This window comes from Paenibacillus sp. FSL P4-0081, from assembly GCF_000758565.1.
GTDB lineage: Bacteria > Bacillota > Bacilli > Paenibacillales > Paenibacillaceae > Paenibacillus_AQ > Paenibacillus_AQ phytohabitans.
Window position 1 is genome coordinate 6,901,814 of sequence record NZ_CP009280.1, and the last position, 21,317, is coordinate 6,923,130.

A 21,317-nucleotide genomic window follows, 5' to 3' on the forward strand; every position below is an offset into this window, starting at 1 on the left:
CTAGTCTTTCCCTAATACAAATGTATAGTTTGTAGTTGCAGATCCCCCAATGTTTAACATCATCGCATTTTTGGCATTCTCAACTTGATAATCTCCAGCTTTATTGGCAACTTGTTTATACAAGTCCAACAACATCCTTACACCAGAGGCTCCGACCGGATGACCTCCTCCTATTAATCCCCCACTTGGATTTACTGGCTTATCACCTTCAAAAGTGATTAATCCGGATTCAATTGCTTCGTATTCCTTTCCAGGTTCCGTTAGACCCAGACATGATAATGAAGCATATTCACTAGATGTAAAGCAGTCATGCACTTCAAATAAATCCATATCCTCAACTGTCAAACCGGATTTTGTATATGCATCTTTAACTGCAACCCGAGTCCATTTAAGAAGATATGGATCGTTTATACTTTCCTTTATTTTCGAGTCAAAAGTTAGTGGAGCATTTCTATGTCCCCATCCTTTGATATATGGAAGCTCACTAATTTGCAGGTTATTCCTTTTACAATAATTATGAGCATACTCTTCTGAAGCAAGGAATACCATTGCTGCCCCATCTGTCGTTTGAGAACAATCACTAACAGCTAATCGTCCGCCCACAAGTTGGTTAGATTCTGTCTTTCTCATTTTAGCCTGCGCTTTACTCATAAACCAGTTTCTTGTTTGAGCTTTAGGGTTCCTTTTAGCATTAGAATAGTTAATATAAGAAATTTCCGCCAAATTGTTCATATAACGCTCAGTTTCAAGCTTATATTTTTCAATAGTAGCATCGGCCAGCTTACTAAACAAATTAGGAAATGGAAAGTCGATACCCTGCGCTTCCTTCTCGTAGTATGATGCACTCCCAAGAAAAGCTCCACTAAGCTTACTGTCGACCGTTTTCATCATCTCGATACCCACAACAAGTGCCAAGTCATATTCTTGACTCTTAATTTTTGCTACTGCAGCATCAATGGCAACTGAACCCGATGCACAAGCTGCTTCGTATCGGGCAGATGGAAGACCATAAAACACATCATCAACTTCAGTCAAGAATGCACCTAAATGGCCTTGCGACAAGTAGTTTTCTGCTGCAAAATTCCCTACAAAAGCGCCGACTTTATTCTGAATATTTAATTTCCCTATCTCTTCTACTGATATATTGGTAGATAGTAATCCATCTTCTATTATTTCTCTAAACATCCCAGTAAGAGACTTGCCTTCCTTACTCCAGTTTCTTTCATAATCACTTTGTTCTCCACCAAGTACGTATACTCTGCTCATTCTTATCCTCCATGATATATCTAGAATTTGGCCCTCAAGTACCTTCTGTAATTTAGCTTTGAAGGATAAATTTCCGTTTCACTGAATGCTGATATGAACGGGAGTAGCCTATTGTCCGTTTTCATAGATTCAATTATTGCTTCTTTACCACCAAACAACTCAAGTAGGCCAAGCGGTGGAACCCAGTTGAACCCATATGACATTACGGTATCCGCATCATGAATACTATCCGCAATTTCTTTTGTGACAAATACAGAATAGACAACATATTTTATCAAGAAGTAAGTACATATTTTCGCTTCTTCGGAGTCATTATTAAGGAGTATTCTAATAGCTTCCTCGTATTTAGACTCTTTAATTGCAGCAACCATCTTCTCGACGAAATAGAATGAATATTTAATCTTAGCTCGATAAGTCTGAGATTTAATATCGTAAACGAATAAATGCTTTTTACCAGTACTGTCTCTATCAAGTTTATATAATCCCTGTCCACATTTCCTTCCCAGCTTACCCTCGTTAATAAGACTATCTACAAATCGAGGCAAGATAAAGGAGTTACTATATAAATCCGAAATACTATGATAGAGATTATCTGTAATTGCTTTATAAACATCAAGACCTATAAAATCAACTGTTACTAATGGAGCCATTCCTCTGCCTGTGAAAGGGCCTAAAATAGCATCGATATAATCAATACCACCTCTATCTTCATAGAGTTCGGCAAATTGAAGTGCTTCATTCATGAATTGGAACCCTATACGATTTGCTAGAAAGGCTGGAGCATCCTTCAGTACAACTACTTTTCTGATTAGAACTTGCTCTAGATATAGTTTAAGTGATTCGATAGTATCCGCATCGGCAGACTCATTAGGTATTAATTCACATAATGGCAAACTATACGGAGGATTGAAAAAATGAGTCACAAAATACAAAGATTTAGCCTCTTCATCAAACACATTCTTTAATTTTTCTATCGAAAGCCCTGATGTACCTGTACTAACAATCGTCCCTGGCTTTCTATATCTTGCAATAACAGTATTAATTTCATCTTTAATCTCATAATCTTCAGCTACTGATTCAAATACCCAATCGGACTCATGGATACATGCCGCTAGGTCTTCATATGTACGGGCAAACAAATTACTCCTGATGGAATCTGCCCTAACAGATTTAACCGCTTTTTCAATTCCTTCCAGAGACTTATTAAGCGTTCTGCTTACCATATTTACTTTAACATTTCCAAAAGAAGCAAAAATACCAGCTACAGCTGCTCCCATAGCACCATTAGCCCCTATAACTGTCACTATATTAATGTTTAGCATAGAATCCTCCATACGAGAATATTCAAAGAATTATAAGTTGTGCTTTCTTAAAGAGGATAAAGAAGACATAGTAACGACTTCTGAACTATTAATGTTTGTCTTCCGAATAACATTTAATAATGTTTTGATAACTATTTTCAAGTCAAGAAATAAACTAATATGATCAACATACCAAAGATCTAATTCAAACTTTTCATCCCATGATATTGCATTCCGCCCATTTACTTGGGCCCATCCCGATATCCCTGGAGTTACATCATGTCTGCGTAGTTCTTCTTTAGAATAGTAATCTAAATATTCAACAAGGAGAGGTCTTGGTCCAATAAAACTCATATCACCCTTCATGACATTTATTAATTGGGGCAACTCATCAATACTACTTTTTCTTAAAAAGGATCCTACACGCGTCATTCTTTCTATATCAGGTAATAAATCACCATGCAAATCTCTTTCTAATGACATCGTTCTAAACTTTAGCACCGTAAAAATATTGGCATGTTTTCCGGGACGCTTTTGACGAAAGAGAATAGGACCATTAGAACTGACTTTTATAGCTATTGCCGCTATTAGCATAATAGGAGAAGTAATGATGAGTAGTATGCAAGCAAACAAACAATCGAGTACTCTTTTCACAATTAAATATGGCTTCATTTCACCCTCAACCTCTTCTATTAAGAAATAAGAGGCGGAGATTAGTCCGCCATACCTGCAACTGCTTGTAAGCCATTCTGAAGCTCTGAGTCAAAAGCACTTCTATATTGAGCAATTATATCTGTACTGTATCCATTTGCTTTGAGTTGTACTTCGGCATCTGCAACGATACTATTAAAACTTGCTGTGAAGGATGCCAATTGCTGCTTCCCTTTTGCAATAATGCTCTGCTTACTAGCATCGTCCTGAGCAGCAAGATATTCCATAGCGGTGCCAAATAACGTTGATTCACTTTGCGATTTCAGGGTATTAAGTCTGGCTTCTGTTGCACTGGTTATAGATTCATAAGAAATTTTCACGGGTTTTTCTTTTGAAGTATCCGTCTGTGATGGCGTGGCAGTAGTTGAAGGTACTGTTTCTTTATTACCTTCTCCAATTTGTGCTTGATATGCCTTAGAGGTAGCCGTAATGACTTTTGCCTTCTGATCCCACTCAATCAAATTCCCTGCCGACTCTGAAAGGAATCGAAGTGGTACATATAGAGTTCCATTTAATATATAACTAGACTGGCTGTTAGGAATTGTTTTGGCAGCTCCATTAAAAACATAGCTAGCCTTCACCTCAGATAATGTAACACTCTTGGATGTATCCAAAGTTCTTTGGATATTCGCTGCATTCATTAAATACTCTTTAATTATGACTAACTCCGTACTGTTTGGTTCGTTTACTGAGACCTTAAGATTTTTAGCATCCCATGTTACGCTCTTCTGAAGCGCGTAAGACATGAATCTTACGGGTACATAGGTTGTATTCTTATGGATAAATACTAATTGTCCTGACGGCGGAACCATACCTACACCATCAAATATCATCTTAACATCCATATTTCGAACTTTAATTAAGTCAGTTTTCACAGATGGAGTTGTTACTGCCGCTACTGATGCAGCTGAGGCAGATAAAGGCGCTGATGCTGTTAATGGAGCAGCCCCTATTAATAAAAGCAACAGCAAAACTGTTGCCGGGATTTTAATTTTGTTCATTGCTATTCACTTCCTTCTTCCACAGCTTTTTCTTCTGCTATAACCTGTTCTTGTGTCTTTCCTTCACTCACTCCGTACTTCTTAGCAATTGAGGAAAGTTCATTATATTGATCCGCCGAGACATTATCAAGAATGATCCTGCGTGCTTCGCGTTTCTCTTCAATAGTTAATCCACCAGAAGCCAACTCCTGCAATCGTTTGATATCCGATACACTTAATTGACCCATTACAATAGAGGCGACATCTGCCTTTTCTTTCACAGTAACATTTTCTTGAATCTGCTTAGCTTTATCAGTTGAGACCTGCGCAGTGTATCCTTCAGTTCCTGTCACCTTCTCAGAAGATGGAGTACTTGCAGGTTGAGCAGTTGTAGCGGGAGTAGCCGCTTTCACACTCTCCCTTGAAGTATTAGGAGAACTTATTGGCTTATTCACCTCATTTGTAACTGATGATGCTGAGGGAACAATCTTTTCAATATCACTCTTCCCAATAGTAGCTGTATTTGCCGGTTCAGTAGTAGGTTCCACAGTTGGTTCAATAACTACACTCTCGCTATCTGAAGTGTTATCCTGTTCTAAATCCAATCCACCAGCCATTGAGCTCATAAATTTATCAACCGCATAGTTTGCAGCGAACAATCCACCAATCACTATTACTAAAACTACGGACAGAGACCACACTAGCACTTTCTTCCATCTCTTGTTGAACATCGTTATCCTCCGTTAATGTTAGTTAACTAATGGCGGCTTGGGCAACAGGCTGCATCGGAACAATCTGATTAATCACCTCGCGAATTGCACTTGGCTCTTCAGTAAGAACTCGTTCCAATCGTTTGAATTCCAGTTCTAATTGATTCTGACTTATAACGTTAGGTCTGCCAATGAATATACGATCATGCTGAGTCGAGCCAAGATTCTCTTCGTCAGTAAGCAGCTCTTCGTACAGTTTCTCACCTTCACGAATACCTGAGAAGGTAATATCAATATCTGTATACGGCTCATAACCGGATAAAGTAATCAAATCCTCTGCTAAATTCAATATTTTTACCGGTTCACCCATATCTAGCACAAACACTTCGCCACCCTTGGCAAAAGAACCTGATTGAATCACCAGTTGAACTGCCTCAGGTATTGTCATGAAATAGCGGACCATCTCGGGATGTGTGACGGTGACTGGGCCTCCGGCTGCGATCTGCTTCTTGAAGGCTGGAATTACACTACCACGACTACCGAGCACGTTACCGAATCGAACTGCCGAGAACTTCGTATGGCTTGATGCATTTAAACTCTGCACGTACATCTCAGCAATCCGTTTCGTTGCTCCCATAACACTGGTTGGGTTAACCGCTTTATCCGAGGATATCATTACAAAGCGTTCTGTTCCATATTTGTCTGCACAATCCGCCACATTCCGGGTACCGAACACATTGTTCTTTATTGCTTCCGATGGATTACGCTCCATTAAGGGAACGTGCTTATGCGCTGCCGCATGAAAGACGACATGCGGTTTGTAACACTGGAATACATCCATCAGTCTTACACGATCCTGGACATCAGCAATAATTGTAACAATGTTCAGATAAGGAAAGCTCTTGCGTAGTTCCATCTCTATGGTATAGATGCTATTTTCTCCATGTCCGAGGATCAACAGCTTATCAGGGGCGAAGGGGGATATCTGACGGCATAGCTCCGAACCGATTGAACCACCTGCTCCTGTAACGAGTACTGTCTTATTATGAACATAACCCAGAATACTGTTCATATCAGCTACTATCGGCTCACGGCCTAGTAAATCTTCCACACTAACATCACGGAGCTTCTTAACAGAAATCTTGCCAGCGATCAGATCATTCAAGGCAGGGATAATCTTCAGCTTAGCGCCGGTTGTCTTAGCTAAGTTGATTATCTCCGATATTTCAGTTCTGGAGACTGAGGGCATGGCAATAATAATCTCATGAATATTCTTCTCTTTCACCAGACGAGGCAAATCATATCTGTTCCCTAACACAGGCAGTCCCAAGATAGACATATGATGTTTATTCGGGCTGTCATCAATGAAGCCTACTAGCTTCGTATGCGCAAACGAAGGTCCCATCATTTCCTTGGCGATTAGCATTCCACAATCCCCTGCCCCGACAATTAACGCATGGGTCTCAGTATCCTTATCATTCATTCGTTCCTTCCGAAGGAATCTCCAGAGAAAACGAATACCGCCAACAAGAACCAGAGTTGTCTCCATAACCCGGACTTCGACTCCAAAAGGTACCCGTGCCGGTAGAATTATTAAAGAAATACCATAAGCAATGATAGCCCCAAAGACAATAGCTTTAAGAATGGATACTATTTCTCCTATACTGGCATATTGCCACATCCGGCGATACAGCCCAAAATAGATTAAGGTCCCCCCGATAGCAACCGTCGAAATTGATCCAAATTGCAGCATTTGAACAACATACTCATGAGGAATACCATCGAAGAAGCGAAACATGTAGGAGGTGACTACACTGAACCAAATAATCGCAATATCGATCATAAATAACATTAACACTCTAGTTTTCGCTGTCATTTTTAGTGCCTCCAAAAATAACAATTTTCTTCAATAGGAAATTTAATTGCCATAATAGTAATAATAATAACCTTCGCTGGCTTTACGTTTCACATTGTTCAGTACTACGCCCAGCATTCTTGCCCCTACCCGATCCAGACCCGCCTTTGCCTTAGCGGCAATATCCCGTTTAACTTTGCCATAACTAACGACCATAATGACACCATCGCTCTTGGAGGCCACAATCTGCGCATCTGTAACTGCCAATAGTGGTGGCGTATCAATCAGAATAACATCGAACAGCTGGCGCAGCTCCTGCAGAACTGCACTCATACGGTTGGAGGCCATCATCTCTGCCGGATTTGGCGGAATCGGCCCAGATGTCATCAGCGAAAGGTTATTTACACCGGATTCTTGAATGACTTCAGACAAATCCGCCTGCTGGGATAATAATGAAGACAAGCCATAACGGTTACTAAGAGAAAAGGTCTTGTGTGCGGTCGGCTTACGCAAGTCACCGTCGATGAGCAGCACCTTCTTATCCGCTTGAGCATACGCAGCGGCAAGGTTAGCTGTCACTGTAGACTTCCCTTCCTCCGGTCCGGAAGAAGTAACCATAATAATCTGAATCCGTTCATCTACCGAGGAGAAATCAATATTCGTACGCAGTGCCCGAAAGGCTTCAGATACAGGTGAGCGCGGGTTCGTCACGGTAATCAGATGGCGTTGTTTATTTGGCTGCTGTGACATGTTCGAGTTCCCCCGCCTTTCTGGTCTGCGTCTGTACTTGCTGCTCTGTAGTCTTCGTTTCTTCTTGTCCAAGCCGTGTAATCATTGCGATCGTTGGCAGTCCAAGGTATTTCTTAATGTCATCCTCTGTCTTCAGCGTATCATCTAAGTATTCCAGCAAGAAGGCAATTCCCAGACCGATCATCAAGGATACAATGAAGGCAATCGCGAGGTTCATTACCACATTGGGTTCTACCGGTCCTGGAGCAACCGGGGGATTAAGCTTAGCTTCATTGAGGATGGACACATTCTGCACATTGAACAGGGAAGGAATCTCCTGCTTGAACACAAGTGATATGGCATTCACGATTTCTGCGGCTCTCTGGTATGAATTATCTCGAACGACAAGTGTCATCACCTGCGTATTATTTACGGAACTCACATTAACTTTCTTCAGCATCTCCTCTGCAGTAATAGCGAATTGCGGATAGTCTTTGGCCACAACATCGAGGATTGCCGGTGTCTTAATAATTTCCTTGTACGTATTAATAAGCTGAATATTCGTATTAATCTGGTTAAGATCCAGCTGCCCTACTGTAGATTGAGTAGGTGTCTGATTAACAATAATCTTCGTTGAAGCCTCATACACCGGATTCTTGATGTATAAGCTGTAGACCCCGGCAAGAACACATGCCACGATAACAATACTAACAATCATCCACAGTCTCTTCCTGACAATCTGGAAATAATCGCGCAGATCCAATTCTTGTGCTGACAAGTGAATTTCCCTCCAAGCTGTTTCTGTAATATTTCGTTCCACTTAAAAAAGCGCCCCCTCTCTAATAGACGAGAGGAGGCTCTCCACACTTACTATTTACTTACTTGAAGTTGATTGTACGGTAGATGATAACTGCTGCTTCTGCACGTGTAGCAGTGTTGTTAGGATTGAACTTACCGGCGTTACCGATAACTAGGTTGTTGCTGGCAGCGAAGGCAACTCCATCTCTCAGCGATGCACTGATCTTAGCAGCATCAGAGAATTTGCTAAGTGCACTTGCACTTGTAGTTGCAGCAGGGTTAACCGACTTAATCGCACGGGAGATCATAGTCGCCATTTCTGCACGGGTAATAGTTGCATTAGGATCGAATTGTGCAGCGCTGCGTCCGGTGATGATCCCCTTCTCAGCAGCTACAGCAACATATGGAGCATACCAGGAAGTAGAGCTTACATCATTGAAACTCTGCTTAGCGGAGTTGTTCTCCAGGTTCAGTGCACGAATCAGCATCTTGGCGAATTCAGCACGGGTCACATTGCTCTTCGGAGCAAAGTTGCCGTTACCCACACCTTCAATTGCGCCCTTAGCAGCTACAACGGCAATTTGTCTTCCCGCCCAAGCCTGTACACTTGCAATGTCTTTGAAGCTTACTTTGTTCTCTACTACTGCGTAGGAAGAGAAAGTATCACGTGGTTCTACGATATAGTCACCGTCTACAACACCGCCCTGGAACTGCAGCGCGCCGTATACAACCTTAGCAACGGAGAGCAATTCTTTGTCAAGGCCAGTTGCATTCTTCAGTGGCAGCTTAATGATGATTGGCTGCTGGAAGGTTGTTGTTGCAACGCCGCCTACAGTCAGATCAAATTCATATACGCTGGATGCCAGCTTCAGGCTGGAAATCGACGTTACAGTAGAATCAGCAATTGTAGATGCTGTAAGTGTAATAGCTTCACTGAATTGGCCTACCGGAATAGTTACTGTCAAGCCGTTGAAAGTAATTGCGATATTAGCAATACCTTTAGCCTTGGCAGCTTCGATGATTGCTTTGGACAGTGGAACTTCAACAGTTGCAGCATTCACTGTACCCAGGTTCAGGGTAAGTGTAAGACCTGTCTTACCGGCATTAGCAGCAACTAGGGCATCAAATGCCTTCAATACATCTGCATCAACCAGCTTCAAGGTAGCTTTATCTCCAACAATAGTTACCAGCTTGGATACATCGTAAATTCCAGGTGTAGCTGTTGGATTGGTAACTGGAGTTGTTACTACAGTTCCACCTCCACCACTTCCGCCGCTTCCACCATCACTGCCGCCACTGAAGCCGTAAGCTTTGATATAAGCAGTAGCAAGGGCTTTCACTGCAGGCTTCGCTGTTGGGAGTGTAGCATTCAGGTTCTTCAGACTGAGCTTCACATCAGCAGGAGTAATATTAAGATTGTATACTACTTGGCTAACTGTAAGGGCTCCTGCACCTGTTCTGTGGTTAAGCACAGTTGTAATAGCATCGTCCAGCAAAGCGTCCTGGCTTGTGGAATTAGCGATAATCTCCAGCAATTGGGCACTTGTCTTGCTGCTGACCAGTTTGCGGAGTTCTGCTTCCACACCATTGTCACCCAGCAGGAATTCAATCAGATCGTCAAATGTAAGCTCAGCCACGCCAGCTTTTGCTGCGATTCTGTTGAGCAGGTCCACATTGTCTACATCATAGCGGATAGCCTTGATCTCAGCAAAATCGTTAGCATATACATCATAAACTACACTGGATACACTCTTGAATGCTTTATGGGCAGTTGCAACATCAGCTTCATTCAAAGCAAGCTTGTCCAGTACTGGCTTAAAGATATCTCCGAAAGTCGAAAGACTAATATTTCCTGCTTCTAATTCATAAGCCAGAAGCTTTTGCTTGTCTGCTGGAGTGAGTTGAGCATAAATCTTCTCCACTTTTGTCTTCGCGTCTGCGTGGGTAACCGCTGCCGCAGAAGCCGTTCCTACGATCCCCAGATGCTGGGCCAGGCCTTTACTGCTGAACGGGAATCCGGCAACGGATGCCGCCGCCATGCTTACTGCTAATGTAGATACTGCTAATTTTTTCTTCAAACTCACTTGTCATCCACCTCTTTGTATGTAGTTTTATAAAATTTATAGCTTTAATCCAGTAATACCCATTCTACCATTAAAAACTAGGAAGGTCATCCCTTACGAGAGAAAAATCCGAACAATCTATGAAGTTTGCTGCCATATTGAACAGGATTAACTCGAATTATCTCCTCGTTATCAACAATTCTACGCGCATTATGTAGAAAAAAGTCGAATGTCTCGTTTCCCAAATGTTTCTTCACGACTTCGTAAGCTTCGCTTAAACCAAACGGACGATTACTAGAATCATGGGCATCTGATGCAATCACATGTATAGTCCCCCGCCGGCACAAGTCGATCGACAGCTTCTGCAGCTTACTCCCGAAGGTCCCGGCAAGACTCTGTGCCGTCAGTTGTCCAAGCGCTCCCAGTTCGGTTAGCCGCTCCAGCTTGGACGGATTCTCGGCGACTTCGGCATTACGCTCCGGATGGGCAATTACCGGAACATAGCCCTGAATGATCAGTTCATGGCAGGTCTCCTCCATGTTGCGGGGCACACGCGAGGAGGGCATCTCCAGCAGGATGTACCTGGAGCCGGCAAGCGTCAGCAGTTGTCCCTTCTCCAGATCATCCAGCAGATCGCCGTAGATACGAATCTCCTGGCCCGGCAGCACCTGAAGGGGATTGCCCGCTTCTTGGAGCTTCTCATTCAGCAGCCGCACAGCTGCTTCTATATCTGGAGCCGGATTCATATAAACTCCGTTAGCATGGTGCGGGGTGGCAATTACAGTTGTAATACCATCGTTATTGGCGTCTTGCGCCATGGCGAGAGCGGCGTCAACATCAGCGGCTCCGTCATCCATGAAGGGTAGAATGTGGCTATGGATATCTATCATATGTAGTTTATCGGTCCTTTTCGAGGAGATATGTATAGTTTACGTAAAAAAATACAACCATTTCACTAGGAAATGATTGCTAAATTTTAAAATAAATTTCGTTAAGCTTCTAATTGAAACAGCCGATAAGTTGCCAGCCTAAGCTGTTCGTCTACTTCACTGATGGCCGCTTCCTGCTGACAAGTATTGCGGAGATCCAGCAGGCTATTAATCTTCCGGCGCTCCTGTTCTATCTCCTGCTCTACCGTCTGCAGCTTGTAAATAGACATCATCTCTACTAATGAATATTTATGCTGATAGATCAGCTTGGTGCCGCCGGGTCTCACTTCCGAGATCCGGCGCACCGAGCCACCCTCATAGTAATACATCATGGTTAATTCCTTATAAATCCGGTTCACGGTTCCCGTGCCCTTATACATGAAGAAGAGCTTACGGACCGCATTGATCAGATGAGGATTCACTACCCTGCAGGACAAGGAACCAATATAGATGCCGCCTTTGCGTTCAAAAGACAGATGTACCTCCTCGCCTCCGGCTTCCTCCAGCACAATCTCCTGTTCACCCGCGCCAAGGATCTTCACACGGTGGCTGATATAGCTGGTATCGGCGGTAAGCAGAAACTGGTTCAGCTGAAATTCGGTCATTTGCATTGTTGCATTCACATATTCCATAGCCAGACGCTGAGCCATAACCATCCCTCAATTCTATGACAAACCCTTAAGTCTCAGAAGAGTCTTCGTGCTGTGGTTCATCCCCGGAATCCTGATCGTCCGGTTCTGCCGGAGGTTCTTCTTCGGTAGGAAGAGTATGTCTATCGATAAGTTCCCATAGTTCGTCTTTGCCAAGTCCAATCTCTGAAGAATAGGCAATGAAGTTATCACCCGGCAGCACACCGAGCTCCTGCTTCATCACTTTGATATGCTTCGGCCAGCGGGTCTTCGGAATCTTATCCGCCTTGGTTGCCACTACACAGAGCGGCAGATCATAATGCTTCAGCCAGTCGAACATCATCTTGTCATTGCCGGTTGGCGGATGACGAAGGTCTACAACGAGCAGGACCATCTTCAGCGTTTCACGCTCGGACATGTATTTCTCAACCATTTTGCCCCAGGAGGCGCGCTGTGTCTTGGAGACCTTGGCGTATCCGTAACCCGGAAAGTCGACGAAATACATACTTTCATTAATACGATAATAGTTCATATGCTGTGTCTTACCCGGTGTAGAACTGGTGCGGGCAAGATTCTTGCGGTTAATCATACGGTTAATCAGAGATGACTTCCCTACATTGGAGCGCCCTGCCAGAGCAATCTCCGGCAAGGCATCCTCAGGGTATTGATCAGGGCCCACGGCACTGATCACAAATTCGGCATTGTTAACTTTCATAATACTCCCCTTCTAATGCACACTACTTGGCGCTTCAATACTTATTTCTGTATCCGTATCTGTGTCTCTGCCGCTGACGGCGTCATGATCCACAAGTGCATGCTTCAGCACCTGATCCATATGGGCTACCGGCACAAACTCCACATCGTTCAGGACACTCTCGGGAATATCCTTAAGGTCACGCTCGTTGTCCTTAGGAATGAGGATCTTCTTATAGCCTGCACGGTGGGCAGCCAGCGATTTTTCCTTAAGGCCCCCGATCGGTAGCACACGCCCGCGCAGCGTAATCTCGCCGGTCATCGCCACAGTCTTCGAGACATAACGTTTCGTCAGGGCAGAGATCAGGGCTGTTGCAATCGTAATCCCTGCAGACGGACCGTCTTTGGGGATCGCACCTTCGGGAATGTGGATATGAATATCGTTCTTCTCATGGAAATCCGGTGCCAGTCCCAGCTCCTCCGCCTTAGAGCGGGTATAGCTGAAGGCGGCCTGCGCCGACTCCTTCATCACATCACCCAGCTGTCCGGTCAGCGTCAGCTTGCCCGTACCCTGTACAACCGTTACTTCGATCAGCAGCGTGTCGCCGCCAACCTCGGTCCAGGCCAGCCCGGTCACGGTGCCGATCTGATCCTCCAGCTCCGCCATTCCATAGCGGTACTTGGAGGCGCCCAGATAATCCTTGATCTCTTCCGGAAGAATGCTTACGCGTTCCTTCTCTTCCGAGACAATCTGCTTGGCGGCTTTGCGGCATAGGGCAGCAATCTGCTGCTCCAGGTTCCGCACCCCGGATTCCCGGGTGTACTCGCGCACAATCTTCAGCAGCGTATCGTCCTCAATGGACAGCTGTTCCTCTTCCAGCCCATGATTCTTACGCTGCTTCGGCAGCAGATAGCGGCTGGCAATCTGCAGCTTCTCAAGCTCCGTATATCCCGGAATGAACAGCATCTCCATCCGGTCCAGTAACGGACGCGGAATATTATGCACGGCATTCGCTGTCGTTACGAACATGACGTTCGAGAGATCGAACGGCAGCTCTACGAAGTGATCGCTGAACGTATTGTTCTGTTCAGGGTCAAGCACCTCCAGCAGAGCCGCCGACGGATCGCCGCGGAAGTCCGCTGCCATCTTGTCGATCTCATCCAGCAGGAAGACCGGGTTGATACTGCCCGCAGTCTTCATCCCCTGGATAATACGCCCCGGCATAGCACCGACATAGGTACGGCGGTGACCACGAATCTCCGCTTCATCCCGCACGCCGCCCAGCGAGATGCGGACGAACTTACGGTTCAGCGAGCGGGCGATGGAGCGGGCGAGCGAGGTTTTACCAACACCCGGAGGACCTACCAGACACAGAATCGGCCCCTTTAGACTCTTGACCAGCTTCTGTACCGCCAGATATTCCAGTACGCGTTCCTTCGGCTTCTCCAGACCGTAGTGGTCTGCATCCAGCACCTGCTCCGCCTTCTTGATATCCAGATCATCTTCGGTTGCTTCGCTCCACGGCAGACCCAGCAGCCAATCCACATAGTTGCGGATGACGCTGCCTTCGGCCGAGCTTGCCGGCATTTTCTCCAGACGGTCGATTTCCTTCTCGATCTTCTCCAGCACACGCTCCGGCAGATTCTTCTCTTCCATCTGTGTGCGCAGCTCATCCGCTTCGCCTGCCCGGCCTTCCTTCTCGCCAAGCTCCTTCTGGATCGCTTTCATCTGTTCGCGCAGGTAGTACTCCTTCTGGGTCTTCTCCATCTGCTTCTTCACGCGCTGGCTGATCTTGCGTTCCAGCTCCAGCACTTCACGCTCATTATTGAGGATATCGAGCAGCTTCTCCAGACGTTTGCTGACGTCAATGGTCTCCAGAATCTCCTGCTTCTCCTTAATCTTCAGCGCCAGATGACTGGTGATCACGTCGGCCAGCCGGCCCGGCTCTTCAATATCGGAGACAGCGGCCAGCGTCTCGGGAGTAACCTTCTTCGACAAGGTGATGTAGTGTTCGAACTGGCTCAGTACGGTACGCATGAGAGCATCACTCTCCTGATCGACATCCTCCTGCTCCGGCAGCTCACGCGCCATTACCTCGTAGTACTCCTCGTTATCCGTATAATGAATAATCTCGGCACGCTCTACGCCCTCCACCAGCACTCGGATCGTGCCGTTGGGAAGCTTCAGCATCTGCCGCACATTCGCAACTGTACCCACCCGAAAAATATCTTCCTGTCCCGGTTCCTCTATATTCACTTCCGACTGGGAGCAGAGGAGAATCAGGTTATCTTCAACCATAGCTTTTTCCAGTGCCCGGACTGACTTCTCGCGGCCTACATCTAAATGCAGAACCATGCTGGGATATACAAGAAGACCTCTAAGCGGTAATAAAGGAAAACGACGACCTTTCGATTTGCTTTGTATCATCGCTTTCGCACCTCCCATGGTTCATAAGTAGTGTCATATGCATTCATTCTAACAAAAGCGGCATGAAAACACCAACAAGCCTTGTGCCGCGGCAAATGCTGTGGCGCAGTCGTCTTTTAGTATTCGCTGAACTTAAGTGTACTATGCCGTTACCTTTACTTAAAGGGTGCCTGATCCATTAAAAGAAAAGAACGCCCGGCATGGACGTTCCGCGAATGTATTGTTATTTTGGACGATTAGCCCTGATCACGCATTTACACTTTGTGCCTTACGGTCCTGCCTTGCATGCAACGTCTTCATTGCCAATCTTGCGATCGGCTGCGCAACCAGCAGTTCAATCCAGAAGGCTATTCCAAAGTTCCTTGGCCAGATATGAAGGAAGTTTCTGACGGGCTCCAGACTTACATGTCCCGTTCCAACCCATGTGCCGATAACCGACATTGAAACCGATAATACTGTAACATTCAAAATAATATTCAGGAGAACCCTGGCATTAAATCCGTCGGTTTGTCCCGTGAATTTCGGCAGCACTTTGCGGACAATAGGTCCGGCCACCAGCCGTACCAGCAGAACTACGATTACCCACATGAATGGAAGGATCTTCAGTGTATCCAGATACACTTCCTTGCTGAACCCGAGCTCCAGCCCTACGATAAGAGGAGCAATCGTATTTACTGAAATGATTGAAACAATTAACAAAAATAATAAACCTTCTTTGGCGTTTCTGGGCAGTCTTGTTTCTCCGTGCATGTACGTCATCTCCATGAAAATAGTATTTCAGATGGCAGACGTATCCTGAGACATATATTTTTAGTCTATCAAAGACTAATATCTCCACACACTGATCTATTCATTATATCATTTCAGGCGGAGGAATGTCAGCACTTCTTCTCAAGAAACATGATCCTTTACCAAGTGGAAACGGCCCGCAAGGTCGTGTTTTAGCTTGGACGGTGAATCAAGTACTTTACAGGGGGGGGACCCCCAAGAGCTACATTCTGCGGACAAAAGGGGAGGAACCGCGCGGATACGGACTGATGCCACAAGCAAGTGGATAAAGGTATCTTAATTTGTTGATTTCGGCGGATCGGGGGCAAGCAAGTGGAAAAACTACATTTAATTCGGGTGATTTAGCTAGTTTGAGTGAAAGACAATAATTTAAGTGCCGTTTATCCAACTGCTATGAACGAATTTGTCAATTCCCCTGTTCCTTCCCCTTTTAACCAAGGCTTTTTCAATCCCTTGGGCATAGAGACAAAATGCGAGTCGTCGGCTGGCACACTGCTATCCGTGGGTTGGTTCCACATGTTAGGCCTACGTCGAAGGAGCTTCCGTAAACTATTGTCGCACGTCAAACCCACCCGGGTTTTGTGCAGTTGGATTTCGTGGATTCTCCTCGAACCTTTCTCTTTGTCTCCATGCCCCAAGGATTCAACCCTTTGGGGACTGGCCTTCCGTTGTTCTACACTAGGCTATTTGTGCTTCTGCTTTCACCGCAATACACCAAATGAATCCGACTAACTCCCGTCCCACCGCTGCAATCACCAAGTTTCGGTGTTTTCCCCGTTTGACCATCTGCACATATTTTTTGTGCAATCTCTCCTGCGCCTTCCATGACGTTTCCTGGACATGAGCACTTTGCCCTTCTAACCGCTTTTCTAAATCGCCTTTGACCGCCGGGCGGTAACGGTAACTCCAGGCCGATTCCACCAAAGCACGCCTTACGGAGGCATTTCCTGTTTTAGTCAGACGGCCCCGTCTTGTCTTGGGTCCTGTAGAAGATTCCCGCGGAACCAGTCCCAGGTAACTCATCAGCTGCGCAGGCGAACGGAACCGCTCAAAATCCCCGATTTCAACGACGAGCGTCATGGCCGTGAGCAGGGCAATCCCCCGAAGACCCTGGAGCGCTTGAATCACAGAGGCGTACGGGCAGATTTCGGCTTCTTTCCGCATGGCCTCCTCTAGCCGTTTAATGCGCTCCTCCACCTCCCGCAACTGTTGTTGCATCTCGGTGAATACCCGTTCTTGCGCGGTATGCTCAAACGTCAAGGTAGAGAGCCACAGCCGGTATCGTTTCGTCCAGCGTTTTTTCATCCCTTCCGGGGTGTGGATCTGGTGCCGTAACAGAAAATGAACGAGGTGCTGCCGAGCCCGGTGCAGTTCTTCCCGAGCATTCTCCCGGGCTCGGATGAGATCCCGAAGAGCCTCGAGTTCCGGAGTGGGTACATGAATGGCCGTCAATTCTCCCGCACGGTGGAGCTGAGCGAGCCGCTCTGCATCCCGCCGGTCGGTTTTAATGGCATCGCCTGAACGCTGAGGAATACGTGAGGGGGCGATGACCGTGCAGGAAATTCCCATCTTGGTCAGCCAGCGATACAAATCATACCCGGTGGGTCCCGCCTCATAGCAGACTTCAAGAGTAACCTCCGGGCTTTTCAGTTTCCGAATGAGTCGTCCTACAGCATCTGGCGTATGGGCAATCGCTCCGTGATACCGTGCGGGGTCCCGTCCCTCGTCTGCAATCGCCACTGCAATTTTTTCTTTAGACACGTCCAAACCTACGTATTTTATGGTATTCTTCATACTAACAGCTCCTTTCGCATTTAGCTCTGAAATGGTTGTCCTTACTCCCATTTTAACCTAAGGTGTGCGAACAGGGGCTGCCTTTCGTTCATCATAACTGCTGTTTCCGAAGGGTTCATTCGTTCCTCAGCAAGTGTAGAAAATCCATCTATTTCCGGTCTAGCTCCGGTACCGTTCCGGCAAATTTCGCAAAAAAAGGTCCCCCAGTATATGATCTGAGGGACCTCTTCATATAGACTGCTGCTATCCCGGCAAGCTCTCCCCGGAAGCATCCGCCTTCAGCAGGGAAGGTGCCGAAGAGAAGGTCTCGCCCGACACGGCAGGCATTCTCACGTCTGCCGTATCCGCGCCGAACAGATGGCGGAAGACTTCTTCGACGGTGTCCATCGGGATGACCCGCAGGGGACCGAGGTCGGCGAACAGCGACTGCCAGTTCTCCTTAGGGATCAGCACGGTGGTTGCACCGGCCTGGAACGCGGCCTCGACCTTGGCGACCACGCCGCCGACCGGCTTCACACGGCCGTGGATGCCGATCTCCCCGGTAATCGCTACCGTATTATCCACCGGCAGCTGCCGTATGGCGGAGACGATAGCGACCGCCATGGCTACTCCGGCGGACGGGCCGTCAATCGGCGTGCCGCCGGGGAAGTTAATGTGCAGGTCGTAGTGGTCCGGGTCCAGCTTCATCGTACGCAGTACGGTCAGCACGTTCTCGATGGAGCCTCTGGCCATACTCTTGCGCCGGGTCGTCCGTGAGCCGCCGCGCAGCTCCTCTTCATCGACTACACCGGTTATATTCAGTCGGCCTTGTCCATTAGCAGCAGGTGCGGCGGAGACTTCAATCTCCAGCAGCGTGCCCATGCCCGGCCCGTAGACGGCAAGGCCGTTAACCAGCCCGATCTGCGGAGACGTCGGAATCTTGCGCTCCGTCCGCAGCGGCAGCTGGCTGCTGCCCGCGACCCATTCCACTTCGGCAGCGCTCAGGGTATCCCGGCCTTCGGTCAGGGCCAATCCGGCGGCCAGCTGGATCATATTCACGGCCTCGCGGCCGTTCGTGGCATATTGCTGCACCACTTCCACCGCTTCGGGGCTTGGCTTCAGCCCGACCTTCTGGACGGCATCCCGTCCGATCACCGCAATCTCCTCCGGCAGCAGCGGCCGGAAATAGATCTCCATGCAGCGCGAACGGAGCGCAGGCGAGATTTCATCCGGCGAACGTGTCGTTGCACCAACCAGCCGGAAATCGGCGGGCAGGCCGTTCTGGAAGATATCATGGATATACGCCGGTGTGTTGCTGTCTTCTGAATTATAGTACGCACTCTCCAGCAGCACCTTGCGGTCCTCCAGTACCTTCAGCAGCTTGTTCATCTGAATCGGATGCAGCTCCCCGATCTCATCCAGGAACAGAATCCCGCCATGCGCCTTGGTTACCGCTCCCGGCTTCGGCTGCGGAACTCCGGCCACCCCCATGGCCCCCGCACCCTGATAGATTGGATCATGCACCGATCCGATGAGCGGATCGGCAATCCCGCGCTCATCGAAGCGCGCGGTAGTGGCATCGATCTCTGTGAATTTGGCATCGCGCTTGAACGGGGACAGCGCATTCTTCTTCGCTTCCTCCATGACCACACGCGCAGCGGCTGTCTTGCCCACACCAGGCGGCCCGTAGATAATAACATGCTGCGGATTGGCACTGCAGAGCGCGGCCTTAAGTGCGCGCAGCCCGTCCTTCTGTCCGACGATATCATCGATGGAGGCCGGACGTGTTTTTTCTGAGAGCGGCTTGGTCAGAGAGATCATCCGCATCTTGCGCAGCTTATCCAGCTCCTTGCGCGATTCCCGGTCTACCGCCGTCTTGTTGGTCTTCTGTCCACGCAGCAGATTCCAAAAATAAACGCCGATGACCAGCGCGAAAAAGAGCTGCACGATCATCAGCAATATACTTAGTTGCATAGCACACCCTCCTGTTTCCTTCCGTCTGCCTGTCCAGTATTTAACTACTACTAGGTAGTATAGCCGTTTCAATCATTCATAAACGCCTGTGCCAAAAAAACAGAAGACTCCTGCACCCTTCCCGGCCCGCAGATTGCATACGATTCCCATAAACGGAAAGACTATACCGGATAACAGGAGGCGAATGCACATGACGCAGCTGGAAAATGCAGGATCACCGCAGGAGAAGCTGCCGGAATCTCTGTCCGTTTTTATAGAGGGAATGCAAGTCCGCCTGGGCAAAAGTACAGATATCATCTACCGGTTCATCACACTTGGCCCTTTGTCCGCTGTGCTTGTCTTTATTGAAGGCCTGTCTGATCCGCAGTCTCTCATTCAAGCGGTTCACGAGGATGCCGGCCTGTTCCATGAACTGGACGAATTCACGCCGGTAACCTGCCTCAAGCTGCTGCAGGAACGGACGCTTACCCTGGGCAAGGTTGGAGAGATCAGCAACTATACAGAGGTTGAGACGGAAATTCTGGCGGGCAACACGATTCTCTTCATTGAAGGCAGCGTTACGGCGCTGTCTGCCGGTACAGAGGCTCTCAAGCAGCGTGCGGTGGAGGATGCGGTCTCCCAGTCGGTAGTCCGCGGGCCCCGAGAAGGCTTCACCGAATCCCTGCGGGAGAATACCGCTCTGGTCCGCAGGCGCATCCAGAACCCGAAGCTGCGGATCGAGTCACGCAAGCTGGGGGAGCAGACCCAGACGGATGTCGCGGTGATGTACATTGAAGGCAATGCCGATCCCGTCGTACTGGAGGAGCTGCGCAGACGGCTGGATGATGCCAGGCTGGATAGCGTACTGGAGAGCAATTATATCGAGGAGATGATTCAGGACAAGCGCTACAGCCCTTTCCCGACCGTCTATAATACCGAGCGTCCGGATGTCACGGCATCGGCACTGCTGGAAGGGCGGATCGCCATTCTGGTGGAAGGGACTCCGTTTGTGCTTGTGGTTCCCGCACTGCTGGTGCAATTCTTTCAATCCAGTGAGGACTACTACCAGCGGAGCGATTTCGCCAGTCTGGTGCGGCTGCTGCGATTTTTTTGTTTCGCCATTGCTCTGCTGACCCCTTCCTTCTATATCGCCATCACTACTTTTCATCAGGAGATGATTCCGACCACACTGCTGATCAGCCTGATCGGGCAGCGCGAGGGGATTCCTTTTCCGGCATTCCTTGAAGCCTTCATCATGGAGATTACCTTCGAGATTCTGCGCGAGGCCGGTATCCGGCTGCCCAAATCCATCGGCCAGTCCGTGTCTATCGTCGGAACCCTGGTTATCGGTCAGGCAGCGGTTGATGCGGGGCTGGTCTCAGCAGCCATGGTCATCGTAGTGTCGATCACAGCGATCGCTAATTTCGCATTACCGGCCTTCAATGTCGGCATTTCTGTGCGGATGCTGCGTTTCGTGCTAATGGCGATTGCCGCCTCCTTCGGCCTGTACGGGATGATTATCGCGATGATTATTCTGGGCCTGCATCTGTGCAGCCTGGAATCGGTAGGCGTCCCTTACATGACCTCCTTCGCGCCTATGCGCTGGCAGAGCCAGCGGGACACCTTCATCCGCGTCTCGCGGCGCAGCATGAAGAAGTTTTTTGGACGAAACTAGAGGTTGCCTGTGAATCTATAACGAAAGGAACGCTG

17 protein-coding genes are annotated in these 21,317 nt (G+C 47.7%); 1 reads left to right on the forward strand and 16 read right to left on the reverse strand.

The window, feature by feature from the left end:
• From P40081_RS29305 to lonB, 16 genes are all read right to left on the reverse strand, one after another.
• Complete coding sequence (locus P40081_RS29305) at positions 1-1,266, reverse strand: acetyl-CoA acetyltransferase (RefSeq protein ID WP_042139647.1); 1,266 nt, start codon at positions 1,264-1,266, stop codon at positions 1-3.
• A gap of 20 nt (positions 1,267-1,286) precedes the next feature.
• Positions 1,287-2,588 (reverse strand): 3-hydroxyacyl-CoA dehydrogenase family protein, encoded by a 1,302-nt coding sequence (locus P40081_RS29310; RefSeq protein WP_042139649.1) that lies wholly within the window; start codon positions 2,586-2,588, stop codon positions 1,287-1,289.
• A gap of 30 nt (positions 2,589-2,618) precedes the next feature.
• A complete protein-coding gene (locus P40081_RS29315; protein WP_042139650.1) occupies positions 2,619-3,239 on the reverse strand; it encodes a sugar transferase in 621 nt (206 codons plus the stop codon).
• 41 nt (positions 3,240-3,280) lie between these two features.
• Positions 3,281-4,279: a copper amine oxidase N-terminal domain-containing protein gene (locus P40081_RS29320; RefSeq protein ID WP_042139651.1), complete on the reverse strand. Its 999-nt coding sequence runs from the start codon at positions 4,277-4,279 to the stop codon at positions 3,281-3,283.
• A 2-nt stretch (positions 4,280-4,281) separates the two neighbouring features.
• Complete coding sequence (locus tag P40081_RS29325) at positions 4,282-4,989, reverse strand: superantigen-like protein SSL4 (protein ID WP_042139652.1); 708 nt, start codon at positions 4,987-4,989, stop codon at positions 4,282-4,284.
• Positions 4,990-5,011: 22 nt separating this feature from the next.
• Positions 5,012-6,844, reverse strand: a complete 1,833-nt coding sequence (locus P40081_RS29330; protein WP_042139653.1) for a polysaccharide biosynthesis protein — start codon at positions 6,842-6,844, stop codon at positions 5,012-5,014.
• Positions 6,845-6,886: 42 nt separating this feature from the next.
• Entirely contained in the window at positions 6,887-7,573 is a 687-nt protein-coding gene (locus P40081_RS29335; RefSeq protein ID WP_042139654.1) for a CpsD/CapB family tyrosine-protein kinase, read from the reverse strand.
• Positions 7,554-8,330 (reverse strand): YveK family protein, encoded by a 777-nt coding sequence (locus tag P40081_RS29340; protein ID WP_081956666.1) that lies wholly within the window; start codon positions 8,328-8,330, stop codon positions 7,554-7,556. The genes P40081_RS29335 and P40081_RS29340 overlap by 20 nt, the downstream gene beginning before the upstream one ends.
• A gap of 100 nt (positions 8,331-8,430) precedes the next feature.
• Positions 8,431-10,434 carry an S-layer homology domain-containing protein gene (locus tag P40081_RS29345; RefSeq protein ID WP_042139655.1) on the reverse strand — a complete coding sequence of 668 codons (2,004 nt, stop codon included), beginning with the start codon at positions 10,432-10,434 and terminating at the stop codon, positions 8,431-8,433.
• Positions 10,435-10,520: 86 nt separating this feature from the next.
• A complete protein-coding gene (locus P40081_RS29350; protein ID WP_042139656.1) occupies positions 10,521-11,303 on the reverse strand; it encodes a tyrosine-protein phosphatase in 783 nt (260 codons plus the stop codon).
• A 101-nt stretch (positions 11,304-11,404) separates the two neighbouring features.
• A complete protein-coding gene (locus P40081_RS29355) occupies positions 11,405-11,992 on the reverse strand; it encodes a hypothetical protein (protein WP_042139657.1) in 588 nt (195 codons plus the stop codon).
• 28 nt (positions 11,993-12,020) lie between these two features.
• The gene (gene yihA / locus P40081_RS29360) at positions 12,021-12,686 is read right to left on the reverse strand and encodes a ribosome biogenesis GTP-binding protein YihA/YsxC (protein ID WP_039296666.1); all 666 of its coding nucleotides are present in this window, start codon (positions 12,684-12,686) and stop codon (positions 12,021-12,023) included.
• A 12-nt stretch (positions 12,687-12,698) separates the two neighbouring features.
• Positions 12,699-15,092 (reverse strand): endopeptidase La, encoded by a 2,394-nt coding sequence (gene lon, locus P40081_RS29365; protein WP_042139658.1) that lies wholly within the window; start codon positions 15,090-15,092, stop codon positions 12,699-12,701.
• Positions 15,093-15,338: 246 nt separating this feature from the next.
• Complete coding sequence (locus tag P40081_RS29370) at positions 15,339-15,842, reverse strand: DUF2798 domain-containing protein (RefSeq protein WP_042139659.1); 504 nt, start codon at positions 15,840-15,842, stop codon at positions 15,339-15,341.
• Positions 15,843-16,559: 717 nt separating this feature from the next.
• Positions 16,560-17,675: an IS110 family RNA-guided transposase gene (locus P40081_RS29375; protein WP_042139661.1), complete on the reverse strand. Its 1,116-nt coding sequence runs from the start codon at positions 17,673-17,675 to the stop codon at positions 16,560-16,562.
• Positions 17,676-17,918: 243 nt separating this feature from the next.
• Complete coding sequence (gene lonB / locus P40081_RS29380; protein WP_042139662.1) at positions 17,919-19,628, reverse strand: ATP-dependent protease LonB; 1,710 nt, start codon at positions 19,626-19,628, stop codon at positions 17,919-17,921.
• Positions 19,629-19,812: 184 nt separating this feature from the next.
• Between lonB and P40081_RS29385 the strand changes: the two genes are divergently transcribed.
• Complete coding sequence (locus P40081_RS29385; RefSeq protein WP_042139663.1) at positions 19,813-21,282, forward strand: spore germination protein; 1,470 nt, start codon at positions 19,813-19,815, stop codon at positions 21,280-21,282.
• The last annotated feature ends 35 nt before the right edge of the window (positions 21,283-21,317 follow it).